Origin of the sequence: Actinoplanes awajinensis subsp. mycoplanecinus, from assembly GCF_001509495.1 — a bacterium.
Classification (GTDB): domain Bacteria; phylum Actinomycetota; class Actinomycetes; order Mycobacteriales; family Micromonosporaceae; genus Actinoplanes; species Actinoplanes palleronii.
This window is the reverse complement of record NZ_LLZH01000156.1, coordinates 1-14,471: the sequence shown is the minus strand read 5'-3', so window position 1 is coordinate 14,471 and position 14,471 is coordinate 1. Positions and strand designations below refer to the sequence as shown.

12 protein-coding genes and 2 pseudogenes are annotated in these 14,471 nt (G+C 66.9%); 8 read left to right on the top strand and 6 right to left on the bottom strand.

Going from position 1 to position 14,471, the window contains the following annotated elements:
- Positions 1 to 157 precede the first annotated feature (157 nt).
- Together ADL15_RS57085 and ADL15_RS54245 are read left to right on the top strand one after the other, a co-directional pair.
- Positions 158 to 604: a hypothetical protein gene (locus tag ADL15_RS57085; RefSeq protein WP_083971406.1), complete on the top strand. Its 447-nt coding sequence runs from the start codon at positions 158 to 160 to the stop codon at positions 602 to 604.
- Complete coding sequence (locus ADL15_RS54245; RefSeq protein WP_198170877.1) at positions 501 to 965, top strand: hypothetical protein; 465 nt, start codon at positions 501 to 503, stop codon at positions 963 to 965. The genes ADL15_RS57085 and ADL15_RS54245 overlap by 104 nt, the downstream gene beginning before the upstream one ends.
- Before the next feature lie 155 nt (positions 966 to 1,120).
- Here ADL15_RS54245 and ADL15_RS18280 read toward each other — a convergent pair whose 3' ends face one another.
- Both ADL15_RS18280 and ADL15_RS18275 read right to left on the bottom strand, forming a co-directional pair.
- Positions 1,121 to 3,571, bottom strand: a complete 2,451-nt coding sequence (locus ADL15_RS18280; RefSeq protein WP_232344198.1) for a X2-like carbohydrate binding domain-containing protein — start codon at positions 3,569 to 3,571, stop codon at positions 1,121 to 1,123.
- A 38-nt stretch (positions 3,572 to 3,609) separates the two neighbouring features.
- On the bottom strand, positions 3,610 to 4,761 hold the full coding sequence (locus ADL15_RS18275) for an ROK family transcriptional regulator (RefSeq protein ID WP_067692176.1): 1,152 nt from the start codon (positions 4,759 to 4,761) through the stop codon (positions 3,610 to 3,612).
- Between the two features lie 74 nt (positions 4,762 to 4,835).
- Between ADL15_RS18275 and ADL15_RS18270 the strand changes: the two genes are divergently transcribed.
- From ADL15_RS18270 to ADL15_RS18260, 3 genes are all read left to right on the top strand, one after another.
- Positions 4,836 to 5,810 (top strand): ABC transporter permease, encoded by a 975-nt coding sequence (locus ADL15_RS18270; RefSeq protein ID WP_067692173.1) that lies wholly within the window; start codon positions 4,836 to 4,838, stop codon positions 5,808 to 5,810.
- Complete coding sequence (locus ADL15_RS18265) at positions 5,807 to 6,700, top strand: carbohydrate ABC transporter permease (RefSeq protein WP_067692455.1); 894 nt, start codon at positions 5,807 to 5,809, stop codon at positions 6,698 to 6,700. The genes ADL15_RS18270 and ADL15_RS18265 overlap by 4 nt, the downstream gene beginning before the upstream one ends.
- Before the next feature lie 61 nt (positions 6,701 to 6,761).
- On the top strand, positions 6,762 to 8,393 hold the full coding sequence (locus ADL15_RS18260; RefSeq protein WP_067692170.1) for a type 2 periplasmic-binding domain-containing protein: 1,632 nt from the start codon (positions 6,762 to 6,764) through the stop codon (positions 8,391 to 8,393).
- A gap of 40 nt (positions 8,394 to 8,433) precedes the next feature.
- Here ADL15_RS18260 and ADL15_RS18255 read toward each other — a convergent pair whose 3' ends face one another.
- Positions 8,434 to 9,348 carry a thermonuclease family protein gene (locus tag ADL15_RS18255; protein ID WP_083971400.1) on the bottom strand — a complete coding sequence of 305 codons (915 nt, stop codon included), beginning with the start codon at positions 9,346 to 9,348 and terminating at the stop codon, positions 8,434 to 8,436.
- A gap of 48 nt (positions 9,349 to 9,396) precedes the next feature.
- Between ADL15_RS18255 and ADL15_RS18250 the strand changes: the two genes are divergently transcribed.
- Positions 9,397 to 10,140 carry a hypothetical protein gene (locus ADL15_RS18250; protein WP_157441450.1) on the top strand — a complete coding sequence of 248 codons (744 nt, stop codon included), beginning with the start codon at positions 9,397 to 9,399 and terminating at the stop codon, positions 10,138 to 10,140.
- A gap of 329 nt (positions 10,141 to 10,469) precedes the next feature.
- Here ADL15_RS18250 and ADL15_RS18245 read toward each other — a convergent pair whose 3' ends face one another.
- Positions 10,470 to 11,096 carry a DUF4360 domain-containing protein gene (locus ADL15_RS18245; RefSeq protein ID WP_083971399.1) on the bottom strand — a complete coding sequence of 209 codons (627 nt, stop codon included), beginning with the start codon at positions 11,094 to 11,096 and terminating at the stop codon, positions 10,470 to 10,472.
- A gap of 435 nt (positions 11,097 to 11,531) precedes the next feature.
- Here ADL15_RS18245 and ADL15_RS18240 point away from each other — a divergent pair, with 435 nt between their 5' ends.
- Positions 11,532 to 12,122 (top strand): DUF4360 domain-containing protein, encoded by a 591-nt coding sequence (locus ADL15_RS18240; protein ID WP_198170856.1) that lies wholly within the window; start codon positions 11,532 to 11,534, stop codon positions 12,120 to 12,122.
- A 615-nt stretch (positions 12,123 to 12,737) separates the two neighbouring features.
- Complete coding sequence (locus ADL15_RS18235; protein WP_067692158.1) at positions 12,738 to 13,055, top strand: putative quinol monooxygenase; 318 nt, start codon at positions 12,738 to 12,740, stop codon at positions 13,053 to 13,055.
- 261 nt (positions 13,056 to 13,316) lie between these two features.
- Here the strand turns inward: ADL15_RS18235 and ADL15_RS18230 are convergent.
- Together ADL15_RS18230 and ADL15_RS18225 are read right to left on the bottom strand one after the other, a co-directional pair.
- Positions 13,317 to 13,775: pseudogene (locus tag ADL15_RS18230) on the bottom strand (DUF7919 family protein); the annotation flags it as partial.
- A 43-nt stretch (positions 13,776 to 13,818) separates the two neighbouring features.
- Positions 13,819 to 14,471 (bottom strand): annotated as a pseudogene (locus ADL15_RS18225) (transposase family protein); the annotation flags it as partial.

Genomic DNA, 14,471 nt, shown 5'->3' with positions numbered 1-14,471 from the left:
GATTCGATGTTCGCCAGTTTCGGACCCACCTTGAGGGGTGGCCTGGACGGGGACAACGATGCTGCCGATGTCGAAGGTTGACCTGTTCGCGGCGATCCGCCGGGACGCGCGCTGATATGTCGGTGCATGGCTAGCTCGTTGTTGAGACCATGCGGCGGTGCGAACTGCTGCCGAACGTGAGCCTGGGCTTCTTCGGGTGTATGAGGCGCGGTCCGCCGAGACGACGGTGCAGCGCCTTCGGGAGCTGGCGGTCGATCCGATTCGGGCGGTGCGGCTGTGGGTCGCTCGGAATGCGAACACGCCGCCGGATGCCCTCGGACTACTGCTACAGGACGCGGACCATAGCGTGCGAACGAACGCTTTGCGCCATCCGCGAACCCCCGCGGCGGGACGGGAGCTCGGCGACGTGCACGCCGCCTTGGTCGACCCGATCCCGCCTCCGGGCGCCGGTGTCGGGTCCACCATGGCGGCGGATGATGCGGATTGGTCGTCGGTGCTGCGTGCTCTGGACGAGCCGGGCAGATCGGGCCGGGCCGAAGGCCTGTACTTCCCGGGTAAATTTCGATCGTGCGGCGACGCAGAGTCGGTTCGATCAGCTGGTTGAGGGTCTGAGTCACGAGTTCGACTGTCCGCTGGCCGGAGGGCGCGGTCCGCAGGAGGATGCCGCTCGCTTCGGCATCATCCGGATCCGTGACGAACGGAGTGGGGACGGGCTTCCGCTGGCAGTCGTGGTGAGTAATTTCGGTGACCTGACCGCTTGCCTGTCGTACCGGACCGCGCCCGGCTACGGCCGGACACCGCCGGTAGATCAGGACGATTACCGCCGTGTCGAGCGGGTGTCGGCCGAGCTGCAGCTCCGGCTCGTCCCGGAGCACATCCTCGACGGGCTCTATCAAGGCCCGAATCAATGGGTGTTCGGGCCTTCCGCGGTGACGTGGTTCCGGCGGTTCTTCGACTACCTGTAGAACCGTCAGCCTGGTACACGCAGCAGCATCGAGCCTCCCCAGATTAGGGCCGCCCCGGTGGCCAGCAGGAGGATCACGCTCTCGAAGGGCCACGGGCGAAATGACGGTGTGCCCACGAGGAGAGGTGGGCCGGCGGACCGGCCCACCTCTCCTCGTCAGCGAATGCGGTAGCGGAGGACGTCGGTGCGCATCATGTCGCCGGACACCTTTACCGCCTTGATGGTGTGCTGCTTGTTCTTCAGGCCTGACACGCTGAAGGCGAGCTGCTGCGTGGCGCGCACCGTGCTGTGCGTGTCGACGCGGCGCGCCAACGTGCCGTCGATGTAGATGTCGACCAGGCCCTGGTCGGGACCTGTCGCGGTGATCCAGTCGACGCCGGTGCCCACGAAGGCGTACGAAATCGCATTGCCGTTGATTTTTGTGGTGTGCACGTCGTCCAGATAGTCGCCGCGGAAGGTGAAGTCGAGCTGCGCCGCGCCGAGCGGGAGGCTCGCGAGGAAGGCCGCACGCAGCGTGACCGTCGAGCCGGACAGGGTGTAGTCGGTGCCCGGCTTGAGGGCGGTGCCGGCGAGCGCGACGCCGGTGAACTCGCTGCCGTCGCGCAGCAGCTTGACCGGTACGTCAGCGGGCGCCTTGCGGTCGAACGTCGCCGCCGGCGGGTCGAGCAGGCTCGGCTGCAGCACGTCGATCCGGTCGACGAGCAGGTACGAACCGGACTTCTTGACGCCCATCAGCACGTGACTGCCGTTCGGCAGGTCGTTGACGGTGAACACGGTCTGCTGGGCCAGGCGCGGCTGGCCCTGCTCGCGGGCGGCGCTGACGGTCTTGACGAACTGGCCGTCGAGGTAGATGTCGACGTCACCCTGCGACGTGTCCAGCTCGGTGACGTAGGAGACGCCGGTGCCCTGGAACGTGTACTGGAACGAGTCACCGTCACGTTCGGTGTAGTGCACGTTGTCCTGGTAGTCGCCGAGCCCGCGGCCGGTGCTCTGCGACCACGTCCCGGCGTAGGCGATGCCCTGGTCGGTGTCGTCGTGGGTGACGGTGCGGACCGGGCCGGTGGTGGACGGCAGCGCGGTGGTGCCGGTGTCGGTCAGGGTCAGGTTCAGCGGCTGGGTGGTGGCGGCGACCTCGGTGCCGCCGTTGCGGGTCCATTCACCCTGGTAGTTCACGCGCAGCGCGTCGTCGTTGACCGCGATCGCGGCGCCGGGCTGCGGCGTGACCTTGAGCAGGCGTACGCCGTGGATCGGGACGGTCGCCGCGGTGAACGTGCCCGGGAACCGCCCCAGGTCCTTGCGGGCCCACAGATCACGGACGGTGGCCGCGCCGGTCAGGCCGATGTCCGACCAGTTCACGGTGATGTCCTTGTCGGTGCGACCGAGATTGAACAGTGCGACGGTGTAGCTGCCGTCGGCGTTGAGCGCGTACCAGACCTGCTGCTGCGCGGTCGCGGAGACGGGGCGCGCCGGGGTGCCGGCCTGGTCGACGGCGATCACCTCGGGGTTGGTGAGCAGGCTCAGTCCGTACGCATCGAGCTTTGTCAGATCGTTGCCGAGGTAGAGGGGAGCGGCGGAGACCGCCCACAGGGTCATCGCGGTGCGCCGTTCGTCCTGGGTCAGGCCGTCCATGGCGCCGTTGCCGATGTTGAGCGAGTCCAGGTCGTTCCATCCGCCGTTGCCGGCGTGGCGCCACCAGGTCGCGACGTCCGGGAAGAGCCGGGCGATGTTCTGCCACTGGGTCAGCGCCTCGTTGGCGCAGTAGCACTCGACGTCCCAGTCGATTCGCCAGCCGTTCGCCTTGCTGCGCCAGTAGTCGGCGTAGGTGGGGTCGAGCGCCCAGGACAGCTCGAACCAGATCTTGTGCTTCTTGAGCGCCGACGACCAGGCGGCCACGTCGTCGCGGGCGTCGAGGGAGAGGTCGCTGATCCCGGAGCCCGGCGTGACGCTGTCGAACTTGACGAAGTTGACGCCCCACTGCGCGAACGTGTCGACGATCGAGTCGATGTACTTCTGCGAGCAGGGGTTCGCGAAGTCGATCCGGTAGCCGATCTTCCAGTAGTCGGCCTGCTGCACCGGCTGCTTGACGATGTCGTGCGTGGTGCAGCCGGGCGCGCCGGCGATCGGCAGGCTCGCCTCGTAGACGGCCGGGGAGATGCCCGGGATCATGTAGAGCCCGAACTTCTGACCGTTTTTGTGCACGTGGTCGATGACCTTCTGCAGGCCGTTCGGGTAGAGGGTGGCGCTGGGTGTGGGCCGGCCGTTGGCGTCGACCCCGTCGTTCCAGCCGGCGTCGACGTTGATGTAGTTGTAGCCGTACTTCTGCAGTTTGGCGTGCATCGCGTCGGACTGCTTGATCAGCTGGTCGCCGGTGATCCACTTACCGTTGCCGGAGTAGACCTGCATGCTGTAGCTGCTCCAGCCCATGTAGGGCCTCACCGCCCAGGGGTCGGGCGTGGACGCCGACGGCGTGTCGCCCGAGGTGGCCAGCGGCGCCGGGACCCGCGGCGGACTCGGCTTCGGCGATGGAGCCGCCTGTGCCGGATGGCTTCCCAGCAGCATGAGCATCGTGGCGCCCAGGGCGCCGATGGAACGTATCGGTGACCGCACGGTCGAACCTCCTGGTGAACGAGAGCGGGGGAGAGTTGTCAGGACGTGACAAAGGTCTGGATGCTCACCGTCGCCGCGCCGCGCGCCCACTGCTCGAAGGGCAGCGGCCGGATGGTCAGCGGGCATGCGGCGGCGCCGAACGCCTGGCGTTCGAAACCGGTGCGGATGTGCTCGTCGAACAGGTCGTAGGCGGCCAGGCCCTCGCCGGAGACGACGATCCGGGCCGGTCCGACCAGGTTCGCGACGGCCGCGAGACCGCAGCCGATGGCTAGGCCCGCTTCGGCAAAAACTGCATTTATCCGTACGTTCCCGGAGCGCGCGAGGGCCACCGCGTCGTCGAAGGTGAGATCCGGCCGCCCGGAACGCTCCCGGGCCCGCCCGACGATCGCGTCGGTGCCGGCGATCGCCTCGACACAGCCGCGCCCGCCGCAGTGGCACGGCGGCCCGTTGACGTCGACGCCGAGGTGCCCGATCTCGCCGGCCACCCCGTGCGCGCCGGAGACCAGCTTGCCGTCCACGACCAGCCCGCACCCGATCCCGGTGCCGACGGTGACCAGGGCGAACGACTCCGCCCCGGCGCCGTCGCCGAACCAGTGCTCGGCGATGGTCAGGGCTTTCACGTCGTTCTCGACCGTGACGGCCAGTCCGGTGAGCTGCTCGGCGCGGTGTTGCAGCGCGACGTCGTGCCAGCGCAGGAACGGTGAGTAGCGGACCAGGCCGGTGGGGCGGTGCACGTCGCCGGAGACGGCCAGGCCGAGCCGGCGGGTCCGGGCGCGCAGGTTGCCGGGGCCGTCGAGCAGCTCGTCGACGAGCGCGCCCAGCTCGGTGAGGACGTGCTCGACGTCCGTGCCGGTCAGTGGCCGGCGGGCGGCGGCCCGGACCCGCGCGCCGAGATCGCAGACCACGCCGATCAGCTCGTCGGCCGTGATCTTCACGCCGAGGAAGAACTCCCGGTCCGGCCGGATGGCCAGCGGGCTGGCCGGTCGCCCGGCGCCGGGCCCGGAGCGTTCGGTGGCGGCCAGTTCCCGCAGGTAGCCCCGCTTGATCAGGGGTTGGGCCGCCCGGGTGATGGCGGCTTGCGACAGGCCGAGCCGGCGGGCCAGCGCGACCCGGCTCAGTGGACCTCCGGTCAGCACGGCCGCCAGCACGGCGGTCATCGCCGGTGCGGTGGTTTCGGGCTCGGCGAACATGGCCGAACGGTAGGACAGCGCTTCGGCGAAAATCAATACTTGACGAAGGAAATTATTGAGCCTAGGTTTCGGCCATGTTTCCCGAGATCGGCGGCCGGTCGGCGGCGCCGTCACCGCCAGCGGCGCCGCGGCGCAGTCGCTGGTCCCAGGCGCAGCAGGCCTGGCGAACGCACTGGCAGCTGTACCTGCTGGTCAGCGTGCCGATGGCCTACTTCGTCATCTTCAAGTACATCCCGATGGCCTTCAACGTCATCGCGTTCAAGGAATACAGCCCGGTCCTCGGCCCGTGGGGCAGCGAGTGGGTGGGCCTGCGCAACTTCGAGCTGCTGTTCACCAACCCGGTCTTCGGCTCCCTGCTGAAGAACACCTTCATCCTGGCCTTCTACCTGGTGCTGGCGAGTTTCCCGATCCCGATCCTGCTGGCGCTCGCGCTCAACGAGATCCGCACCGGGTGGTTCAAGCGCACCGTGCAGATGGTCACCTACGCGCCGTACTTCATCTCCACCGTGGTGGTCGTCTCGATGACCATCCTGGTGCTGTCCCCGCAGGTCGGCCTGGTCAGCAAGGGGCTCGGGCTGGTCGGCGTCGAGCCGATGAACCTGCTCGCCGAGCCGGACTTCTTCCGCCACATCTACGTCTGGACCGACGTCTGGCAGACGGCCGGCTACTCGGCCGTCATCTACCTGGCCGCGCTGGCCGGCATCGATCCCGCGCTGCACGAGGCCGCCAAGATCGACGGGGCCGGCCGGCTGCAGCGGATCTGGAACGTCGACCTGCCCGGCATCATGCCGACCGCGGTGATCATGTTGATCCTCGGCGTCGGCAACATGATGGCGATCGGGTTCGAGAAGGCCTATCTGCTGCAGAACAATCTCAACCTCGCCCAATCGGAAATCATCCCGACGTACGTCTACAAGACCGGCCTGATCAACGCGGACTTCAGCATGGCCACCGCGGTGGGGCTGTTCAACTCAGTGGTCAATCTCTGCCTGTTGCTGGCGGTCAACTTCGTCGCCAAGCGGGTCACCGGGAACGGATTGTGGCGATGAGCACGACGAAGATCCGCGAGCCGTTCCGCGACCGTTTCTCCCTGATCGTCATCAAGGTCATGCTCGCCGTGGTGCTGGGCCTGGTCCTGCTGCCGCTGGTCTACATCGTGGCCAGTTCGTTCAGCAGCCCGGCCGCGGTCAACGCCGGCCGGGTGAGCTTCTGGCCGGTCGAGTTCTCGCTCGAGGCGTACCGCTCGGCGCTGAGCAACTCCGAGGTCCTGAGCGGGTACTACAACTCGCTGATCTACGCGGTGGCCGGCACGGCGATCAGCGTGACGCTGACCGTGGCCATCGCCTATCCGCTGTCGCGCACCACGTTCTACGGGCGCAACGTGGTGATGACGCTGCTCATCTTCACCATGCTGTTCTCCGGCGGCCTGATCCCGACCTACATGGTGGTCCACGACCTCGGCATGCTGAACACCCGCTGGGCGCTGCTGATCCCCGGCGCGATCGGCGTCTGGCAGGTCATCATCGCCCGCACGTTCTTCGCCAACTCGATCCCGGACGAGCTCTACGAGGCGGCCGCGCTGGACGGGGCGAGTGACCTGCGGGTGCTGCGCTCGGTGGTGCTGCCGCTGTCGAAACCGCTGCTGGCCGTGCTCGCGCTGATGTACACGATCTACCAGTGGAACACCTATTTCGACGCGCTGGTGTATCTCAAGGACCCCGATCTGTTCCCGCTGCAGATCGTGCTGCGCAACATCCTCATTCTCAACACCCCTCGTACCGGTGCCATCGACCTCGCGGAGTCGATGCGCCAGCAGCAGCTGGCAAACGTGCTGCGGTACGCGCTCATCGTCATCTCGAGCCTGCCGGTACTGATCATTTACCCCTTCGTGGCGCGCCATTTCACCAAGGGCGTGATGGTCGGCGCGGTCAAGGGCTAGTCGCAATTTCACGATTGGAGCAGATATGGCAACCCGTTCCCTGAGAAGAGCAGTCAGCGCCATGGCGGTCGCCACGACCCTGGTCGCGGCCGGTTGCAGCTCGGCCGACAAGGACAGCGCCCCCGCGGCGAAGATGGACGGCGACAAGGTCGTCATCACGGCGCTGGCCCCGGCCGACCCGGACAAGAAGCTCGACACCAACGCGATCACCACGATGCTCAGCGACAAGTTCAAGATCAAGTTCCAGTTCGACACCACCACGATGGACGGCGGGCCGGCCAAGGAGAAGCGCCAGATCGCCATCTCCAGCGGCGATTATCCGGACATGTTCCTGCTGATCCCGTACGTCGACGCGTTCACCAAGACCGAGGTGCAGAAGCTCGGCCAGCAGGGTGTCGCCGTACCGTTGGAAGATCTGATCAAGGAGAACGCGCCGAACCTGCAGAAGGCGCTGGAGGCCAACCCCGTACTCAAAGGAATGTCGACGGCGCCGGACGGGCACATCTACGCCCTGCCGCAGTGGTCCGACTGCTACCACTGCACCTACTGGAACAAGCTCTGGATCAACTCCTCCTGGTTGAAGAAGCTGAACCTGGAGATGCCGAAGACCACCGAGGAGCTGCGGACCGTCCTGCAGGCCTTCAAGACCAAGGACCCGAACGGCAACGGCAAGGCCGACGAGATCCCGCTGACCACCGACACGCAGGACAGCACGCTGATCGGGTACCTGATGGGCGCGTTCGCCTACGCGCCGTTCGGTGCCAGCAACGGCATCCCGTCGCTGCTGCAGCTCAACGGCGACACGGTGGAGACGCCGGTCGACAAGGCGGAGTGGCGCGAGGGCCTCAAGTACATCAACTCGCTCTACAAGGAGGGCCTGATCGACCAGGCCTCCTTCACCCAGAACGCCGAGGCGCTGCAGGCCACCGGCAACAACCCGGCCGCGGTCCGGGTCGGTTCCTCGCCGGTGCTCTACCCCGGCATCTTCGTCCAGCTCGGCTCCAAGGACGGGCGCGACAAGCAGTACGACGCCGCACCGCCGCTGACCGGGCCGGCCGGCAAGAGCTACACCGCGTACAACAACCCGACCTCGACCGGCTACACCTTCATGCTGACCAACAAGTCCAGCAAAGAGGCCCGGATCGCGGCGATCAAGATGCTCGACTACATCTACACCGACGAGGGCCAGCTGGTCGTCAACGCCGGGCCGGAGGGTGTCGGCTGGGTCAAGCCCAGCGCCACCGACATCGCGCTCGACGAGGGCGTGAAGCCGACCTGGAAGTCGCTGCCGTCGGCGGACGTGCCGAAGAACGTCACCTGGGACTCGCTGGGGCAGTACAACATGACGCTCGCGCTGCGGAACGCGCAGGCCGTACCGAAGGACATCTACGACGAGACCGGCCTCGAACGGCGCCTGTTCGAGGCGTCGAAGATCTACGAGCCGCACGTGGACAAGGCCAAGGTCTACCCGGAGGCGCAGGTCTGGGCCGACCCGAGCACGGTCTCGGAGCTGAGCACCCTGAAGACGAACCTGGACAGCTACGTCAGCCAGGGCGAGCTGGGCTTCATCACCGGCACGAAGAACATCGACACCGAGTGGGACACCTGGGTCGGCGGCCTGGACGGGGTCGGGATGAAGCGGTACCTCGAGCTCAACCAGCAGGCGTACGACAAGTACAAGTCCGGCAAGTGAGGCGGGCGCCCAGCCGGTCAGCGACGACCGGCTGGGCGTCTCAGCGCACGCCGGGGGCCGGCGTGGGGTCGGGGTCGATGACGAAGTCCTCGGGCCACACGGTCATCCGGACGGTGTCGCCGTAGCCCTCGATGATGTCGTGGAGGCGGGCGGCCTCGAGTGTGTCCAGCCGGAACACCCGGTCATCGCGGTTGACCGGGTCGTCACGCAGCCACGCGTCGAAGTCGTCGAAGCCGGTATGGCCGGCGGCGAGGTAGGGCACGATCCGGCGGAAGAGCTTGGGCCAGATGACCAGCTGTTGCAGGGTGTCCAGGCCGGTGACGGTGGCCGCCCCGTCACGGTCGGCGCTGGCTCGCGGCCAGAGCCCCGACTCCTTGGCGCGGGCCGTGATCGACTGCTGGGCGAGGTGGGTGCGCAGCGTGGTCGGCAAGGTGGTGTAGAAGGCCGGGTAGGCGAGACCGATGCCGAGCAACTCGGCGTTGATCGAGCGGTCGACCCCCGCCTCGTCGACGAAGATCTTCGATCCGTCCGGGTCGCTGTGCTCGCCGGCGTGCACGAACCCGATCATTCGACCGTTGGCGTCGATGCCGTTGGACAGCACGTGCCCGCGTACGGTGTCCTGGTCGGCTGATTCGATCTTGTTCGGCAGGTCGGGGAAGAACCTGACGCTGGTGAAGCCGAGTCGGTTCAGCAAGTGGTCCCGGGCCGCGTTCGCCCCGGCGAACTCCTGATGTGTCGCGCCGAAGTGCGTCTCCAGGGCGTCGACCGCCTCCAGCCGCACCGAGATGCCCCGGCGGTTGATGTCCGGTGGCGCGCCCGAGCGGCGCGGCAGCGTCTGGACCAGTGCCGGGGTGTCCGGAAGGAACTTGACGGTGTCGCCGTCCGGCTCCGGGCCCTGCCGGGGCAGGTCGGGATACCGGATGACGAACTTTCCCTGCAGCAACGTGTAAGTCACCGGTCTCCTCCCTCGCCGTACGTGCCTGTCGTATCGGTGAGATTAGGCGTGGCCTGGCCGCGCGACCAGGCAACCGTCCCTGATCCGTCCCATCCGCCGATTGTGGTCCCGGGCGCACTCGGGCAGGGTCGGTGTTCCGAGCCGGCGGCCGCCTACCAGGCGGCCAACCTGCCGCGCGGTGTCGAGACCGCGCAGCGGCTGTTCCGCGAGGCCGCACGGCAATTCGAGGCGGTGGGCGCGCCGCCGACACACATCCTTCGTGTTCTCCATAGCGATTGGCGGACCCCCAGTCCCGGGATGTGGGGCAGCCTGAGGGAAAAGCTCGATCCGCCGGAAGACCGTTTTGAGAAGGCGATACACGCCTGGCGGTTCGACCGGTATTTCCTCGGCGCCGACGGTCATGTCTACCGGGTGAGCGGCGAGCAGCAGTACCAGATTCATTCGCTGGAGGAAGCCAGGAACGCCAAGCGGGCGCCGACCCCGTCGGCCGTCCGAGGCTTGCTCAAGCTCGGGCTTGTCCCCGGCGACCAGGTCATTGTTCTGGGCTCCGGCGTCGGAAAGTACTTCGAAAAAGTGGATCTGCGCAGCAAGATGTACGCCTCGCCGACGGAGCTCCCGCCGTACCTCTACGGCGACGCGCGTTTCTCGCCCCCCTCCGGTTCGGGGACATCACAGCCGTTCGTGACGTCCCCGAACGGCACGATCTACCTGGAGATCAGCAACTACGACAACACCTGGTACGAGAGCCTGGAGGAGGTCCTGGCCGAGGCGATCGTCCGGCAGCGCCGGTAACCGCCGCGGTTTCGTCATCGGGTCGCCTGCACCAGTGCCAGGCGGTTGACCACCCCGCCGATCAGGGCCGCCCCGACAGGCGACTCATTTGCGAACGGCTATGTCGTACAAAATCTGGGTTTTTGTCACCGCATGCCGGTGGGGACCAGCGCGGCGTTTCTCGACGCCGCCACCCTGCGCGGCCGGGGGCGCTGGCGCGTAGGCGAACTGTCGGTGATGGGCCCGCCGCCGGCCGCTGACAGCGGCGCGACTGGCCGCCTGCTGCTTCGTCCGCCGGGGGCGGTCGACTCAGCGGGCCCTCCGTCTCCGGGAAGGCCCGCTCATCGAGGTCAGCAGGAGGAAAGGCTGAAGTTGAAGAGGGTGTCGACATCGCCCTCGGTGGTGTTCATCGACATCGTGCTGGTGCCGGTGGAGGAGCCGGCGTTGACCCGTAACTCCGTATTGACGTTGAGAACGCTCTGTGCGCCGCACTCGGTGTAGGTCAGCACGGGGGCCACGTCCCAGGTCGTCCAGAGGCCGGACCAGGGCCCGCTGAACGTCACGTCCTTGCGCTCGGTCGCCGAGGAGCCCTGCCAGTAGTAGCTGGTGCGCTGCAGGGCGCTCGCTCCGGACTTCAGGTTCGCCCGGCCACGGTAGTTGGCCGAGGCGATGGCGATGGTCCAGCCGTCCGGGACGGTCACCAGGACGCCGAGCTGGCAGTTCTTGCGCCGGTCGACGACGTCGGCGTCCCCGCCCGCCGCGGCGACGAAGTCGTTATATCTGACCCGGAACCCGGTGTCGTCGCCGTTGCTGTAGACCGAGGCGGTGCCCGGGGCGCAGCCCGATCCGCTGGCGGCGATCACCTCGACGGTGATCCTGGCCGCGGCGGCTCCGGTGGCGGCGTGTGCGGGGGTGCCGAGCGGGAGCGCGAGGGCCGTGGCCAGCGCGGCCGCCAAGACGCGGTTGCTGTTTTTCATAAAAATCCTTCCGGGCATGGGTTTATCAGGGACGACCGCATTGACTCTTGAGTCATTCCAGAACGGCTGCCGTCACATCCGCGACAACCGTAGTAGCGCTGATCAGTCATACACAAGCATCAATTTTGTATTGATCTATATCGAACTGTGAAGCGTGCGGTGCAGGTGGCCGCCGGTGGGCCGAGATCTCGTCCAAAAGTGGATATACACGGCAACGAGTCAGTGTTTAAGCGGCTTATGGCCGGGTTCGTGCCTCGTCGACCTCTTTCTCGATGGGCATCAAGAACCTCGCCGACCCAGGCGGTGGCTATTGACTTACATTGAAGCCAATCAATAGCTTGACTCCGGCCAGCCTCGAACTCGAAGGGATAAAGAATGAAAGATTTGTTAACTCGTGCCGGCCTTGCGCTCGCGGTCCTCACGTCTTCGCTGCTCATGGCATCGCCGGCGTCCGCGGGGCTCATTCTCACCGACCCGCCGCCCACCGACGAGATCTCCATCCAACTGGTCGCCATGGCGGGCTCGGGCTGCGCGCCGGGGACCGCCGACGTCGCGATCTCGCCGGACCACTCCGCGTTCACCGCGATCTACAGTGCCTACCTGGCGCAGGCCGGCCCCAGCGTCCCGGTCACCGAAAACCGCAAGAACTGCCAGCTCAACGTGCTGGTCAACGCGCCGTCCGGGTACACCTTCGCGATCGCCAAGGTGGACTACCGGGGATACGGATTCCTGCAGCGCGGCGCGACCGCCCAGCAGCGGGCGAACTACTACTTCCAGGGCATGTCGATGGGCAGTTATGCCAACCACCCGATCGCCGCGCCCCTGGATGACAACTGGATCGCCACGGACGAGATCCCGATCGCGTCGCAGGTCTTCCGTCCCTGCGGCGAGCAGCGCAACCTCAACATCAACACCGAGTTGCGGGTCACCAAGGGCACCTCGACCGACGTCAGCTACCTGACGATGGACTCCACCGACGGCAGCATCGAGACGATCTACCACTTTTCCTGGATGCGTTGCCACTGACCGTGGTGCCGGGACGTCGGGCGGCCTCGGTCCCGAGCGGGCCTGGCGGCCCGGCGTCCCGACCGGCAGGGCGCGGTTCACCTCGTCCCGGCTGCCTCCTTCGCCAGAGCCGGCCGGCCTTGTCGTTCGTCGTCACTACGCCATGACCCTGGGCCGGGTAATGCCGGCTCGCGTGCCGGTCGAGGACGTCCTCCGGTCCGATGTTCCTGCGCAGCACGGCCTTCCTTATCACCTATGCACTACAGGAAAGAGCGGCACCGCCGGACCCTGCCCTGCGGAAGGTGACGCCCGCGCGGACCGGCGTGCCCGGACGGCGGAAGAGGGCACACGATTTCCGGCAGACCCGCCTGGTCGGATTTCGGATTCGAGGGGCCGCGTTCTTCGCGGTCCGGGTTCGACCGACTGGATAGCTGTCCATTACGCGTCTTCCAGCCGGAACAGCCATAGACGGATTCCGGATGCGGTGAGGAGAGGGGCCGTAACGAGGCCGGCCGACGACGATTCCGTGCTGCGATCGCCCCGCGGACCGCAGCAATTCCGAGATCGCGAGTCGTGCGGTATTGGATGTGGGCAATTCTGCCGTCAAGCGCCCGCTGACAGCCTAATGTCCTTGGTGTGACCACTTCCAGCACCAGCCTTGCATTCGTCGTCAAGCTTGTCGCCAGGTCCGGGCTCGAGCGGGAGGTCGCCGACCTTCTCACCGGCGCTCTCGGGCTCGCCAACGACGAGGCCGGCACGATCGTCTGGTTCGCTCTACGGACCGACGCGTCGACGTTCTGGATCGTCGACGCCTTTCCGAACGAAGACGCCCGTCAAGCACACCTCAACGGCCCGATCGCCAAGGCGCTGATGGCCAACGCCGACCGCTTGCTCGCCGCGCCACCGGAGATCCTGCCGGCCGATGTGCTGGCCGCCAAGGTGCCCGCCATGTAGGTCCAGCGATAGATCTGGCCGCCAGGACCACCACCCCGAGGCGTACTGGGCGAGCACGGTCTCGGGTCGGTCTCGGAGACTGCCGAGGGGCGATACACCGTACCCCGGCACCGGCTGCCCGCTTCGGACATGGTCGGTGGCCGAGCACGCATGCTGCCGAAAGCTCCCAGGACGCATCGGCAGCCGTACGCGGTCCGTAAGGCGTCGAACTCGTGGCGCCCAAGACGCGTCACGTGTCGATGTACAGATGTGCGCAGCCGGTCACATTCGCGACGGCGGAACAAGCCGGATGAAGACCTGACAGTCGATTTGTAACGCTTTCTCAATGCCGTGACGCATCATCGGATGTAGGTCTTCTTCGTCAAGATCACCCGCATGGGCGCGCCCGGTGAAGGCGGCCAGCGAGCGTCCGATGTCATCGCCCGCACACTCCACCAGTTCGTCGTCGATCAGGGCGCTCCGCAACGCTTCGTGCGCCCGAGGATCATCCCAGCGCGCCAGATCGATGGCCGCGTCAGCTCTCCAGCCGCAGTCCGCATTCTCGTCGAGCAGGATCGAGCACAAGCGTTCGGCACGCCAGTCCCATCGCGGCCGTATCGCCGCGGACAAGCCATTCAGCAAATCCGCCGGCGGCCGATAGCCATGCTGCTCGACGTAGTGCACGACCATCGCCGGCGCGGCGTAGAGCACCCCGCCGGGCAGGTAGTACCGAAACTCGCCAACACCCTGGAATGCCGAACAAAATTCTCATTCATGAGCCTTTTCATCCTGCGTAGCGGTTGGCTTCGACGCCGTGCAGCACGAGGATGGCCTGCACGAACGCGGTCGCGCGGCGCGGGCAGCAGCGCAGCTTGATCAGGACTTTCCAGGTCTTGAGGGTCGCGATCGCGCGTTCACCGCGGGCGCGGATTTTCGCGTGTGCCCGGTTGACGGCTTTCTGCCGGCGTGAGACAGCTTCGGCCGGTAGCGGCGTCGTTTGAACGGGGTGCGCATGCTGCCACGGGCGCCCTGGTAGCCCTTGTCCGCGAAGGTCATCACGTTTGCTCTGGTCAGAGCGGCGATGATGCCGTGAGTTCGGGCGGCGGTCAGGTCATGCGTCGAGTCGGGCAGTGCTGCTGAGGCCCAGACGAGCCGACCGGCTGCGTTCGCGATGACCTGCACGTTTACGCCGTGACGTTGGTGCTTGCCGGAGTAGTACGGCTTCTGGTCGGCGACCCGGTCGATCGGGATCAGCGTGCCGTCCAGGATCGTGTACGCGAGGAGCTGGATGCGCCGCATGGCGGTGTCGAGGTCTTCGGCGGCCGCGCTGAGCAGGGCGATCGCCTCTTGGACGTAGCGCCAGGCGGTGGCGAGGCCGATCTCGAAGCCTGCGGCGAGGCGGGTGTAGGTGTCGCCGTTGCGCAGGTGAGCGAGAGC

What these genes read in the sequence shown, in the direction of transcription:
- ADL15_RS18275 (WP_067692176.1), bottom strand. Translation starts at nt 4,761, where the DNA reads ATGTTCGCCGAGCCCGAAACCACCGCACCGGCGATGACCGCCGTGCTG.
- ADL15_RS18270 (WP_067692173.1), top strand. Translation starts at nt 4,836, where the DNA reads ATGTTTCCCGAGATCGGCGGCCGGTCGGCGGCGCCGTCACCGCCAGCG.
- ADL15_RS18265 (WP_067692455.1), top strand. Translation starts at nt 5,807, where the DNA reads ATGAGCACGACGAAGATCCGCGAGCCGTTCCGCGACCGTTTCTCCCTG.
- ADL15_RS18260 (WP_067692170.1), top strand. Translation starts at nt 6,762, where the DNA reads ATGGCGGTCGCCACGACCCTGGTCGCGGCCGGTTGCAGCTCGGCCGAC.
- ADL15_RS18245 (WP_083971399.1), bottom strand. Translation starts at nt 11,096, where the DNA reads ATGAAAAACAGCAACCGCGTCTTGGCGGCCGCGCTGGCCACGGCCCTC.
- ADL15_RS18240 (WP_198170856.1), top strand. Translation starts at nt 11,532, where the DNA reads ATGGCATCGCCGGCGTCCGCGGGGCTCATTCTCACCGACCCGCCGCCC.